The sequence below is a fragment of the Streptomyces sp. 8P21H-1 genome (assembly GCF_013302945.1).
Window position 1 is genome coordinate 1 of the sequence record NZ_JABTYA010000140.1, and the last position, 2,001, is coordinate 2,001.

The window sequence follows — 2,001 nt, forward strand, 5'->3', positions numbered from 1 at the left end:
GTCGGAGTCCGCCGACGCCACACCGGTGTCGGGCGCGCCGCTCGGCACGACGGAGACCTCGCTCGCGTCCGGTGCCTTGCTCGGTGCGACGGTCGGCTCGGTTGCCTCGCTCGGCGCGTCGCTCGGTGCCTGCGTCGGCGCGGTGCTCGGCGCCTCGGTGGCGGGGACGGGGGTGGGGGACGTGTCGGCGACCGCGGGCACCGTGCTCGCCAGCACGGCGGTGCACGCGATGGCCAGGGCGCTGAGGACGGTTCGGCGCATGGAGGGCTCTCTCTCGTCGGTCCGCCCGCGCAGGTTCGGGGCGGGCGGTGGGTCGGGAATCGAGCGGAGAGACGAGACAGCGGCGGGACGGGTTGCAAAGAAACGGCAAAGTCCCGAACCCGCGAAACGCGGACCGTGGGGTGCGGACCGCCGGACTACGGGATGCGGCTCCGCTACCTGACGAAGTGCGCGACCCCGGTGGCGGCGCCGAGCACCTGTTCCAGCGGGCCGCGGCGGAAGAAGCGGGACCAGACGACCGCGAGCAGCGTGACGGCCGCGCTGAAACCGGCCAGCACCCGCAGCGGGGAACCGGGCAGCTCCTCGATGCCGAGGACCTGGATGCCGACGACATGGAAGACGTACGCCGTGAGGGACATCGCGCCGACCGCGGTGACCGGTGCGACGAGTCGGCGTAAGCGGGGCAGGCGGTCGACCGCGGCGACACAGCCGGCCAGTACGGCGAGGGCCACGCCCGTGTTGCCGACGACGGAGAGCGTGGTCTCGCTGTGCGGGGAGGCCGCCCAGAGCCAGGCCGCGGTGTCGCCGCTCGGGTAGCCGGCCGTGTCCGACCACCACAGGGACAGGGCCGAGCCGGATCCGTACCCCTCCTCCCGGATGTCGGCGGTGAGGGCGTCGCGGACCCCGGGGACCAGGTGCAGGGCCACCCACGAACCGCCGTACCCGAGCACGGCCAGCCCGGCGCCGGTGGCGGCGAGCCGGACGCGTACGGCGGTGGACGCGAGGTCGAGCCTCGCCGCCGCCATGCCCGCGAGGACGAACGGGATCCAGGCCGGCGCCGGGTAGCCGCCGGTGAACAGCAGCTCGACGAACCCGTCGGTGTCGCTGACACGGGCCAGCGGGTCGTACCGCAGGACGGTGTCGGACCACGTGCCGTTCTCGGCCGACTGGGCGACGGGGTGGAGGAGCTGGGGCAGCAGCAGGGCCGTGCCGGCGGCGAGGACGGCCAGGAGGGCGGGGCGCAGCCGGCGGAAGGGCAGGACCAGGACGAAGAGGAGGCCGTAGTACGCCAGGATCACCTCGACCGGGGTGTCGGTGGAGTTCAGCCAGGTGCCGAGGGCGAGCAGGACGACGGCCCGGATCAGCACCTTGGCGACGGCCCGGCGTCCTTCGCGGCCCGTCTTCGGGGTACGGCGGCCGGTCATGAGGACGATCGAGAAGCCCGCCAGGAAGGCGAAGAGGGCGGAGGCGCGGCCGTGGGCCAGCTCCATCACGAATCCGGTGGCCCCGCCGGTGGTGGAGGGGTCGGGGCCGACGTGGGCCGCGTACATGCCGAAGACGGCGAGACCGCGGGCGAGATCGACACCGACGAGCCGGCCGGCCGGGGCCGGACCCATGTCCGAGCGCGAGCCCGGATCCGCGTTCGGGCACGGATCCGGACCTGGATTCGAGCGCGGGTCCGGACTTGGGTTCGAGCGCGGGTCCGGACCTGGGTTCGAGCTTCGTTCCGCGTCCGACCGGTAGCGCGGGTCCGAGGTCGGCGGCGGGTTCGACGGCCGGGTCGGAGAGGCGGCGGGGGTGATGCGTTCCGGGACGTTCTGCGTCATGCTTCCACCCTGGGAAGAGCGCAGGTCACAGCCCATCCGCCGGGCATCCGGCGATCCCCCGCCGGGCGGCCGGACCGACCCCGCCGGGCGGCGGATCCGGCGGTCTCCGGCGGGGCGGTGTGCACCGGTGTGCCTACGCTTGACCCGGGCCGGCGGGCGAGCGGGACGGGCGGGC

Annotated in this window: 1 protein-coding gene and 1 pseudogene; both read right to left on the bottom strand. The window is 74.6% G+C overall.

Annotated elements, in window-relative coordinates; all coding sequences use genetic code 11:
* Nucleotides 1–261, bottom strand: a pseudogene (locus HO151_RS02485) (sortase-dependent protein); the annotation flags it as partial.
* 173 nt (nucleotides 262–434) lie between these two features.
* On the bottom strand, nucleotides 435–1,616 hold the full coding sequence (locus tag HO151_RS02490) for a DUF418 domain-containing protein (protein ID WP_173894488.1): 1,182 nt from the start codon (nucleotides 1,614–1,616) through the stop codon (nucleotides 435–437).
* Between the last annotated feature and the right edge of the window lie 385 nt (nucleotides 1,617–2,001).

Excerpts from the sequence above, each read along its gene's own strand:
- HO151_RS02490 (WP_173894488.1), bottom strand. The coding sequence starts at position 1,616 with ATGGGTCCGGCCCCGGCCGGCCGGCTCGTCGGTGTCGATCTCGCCCGC.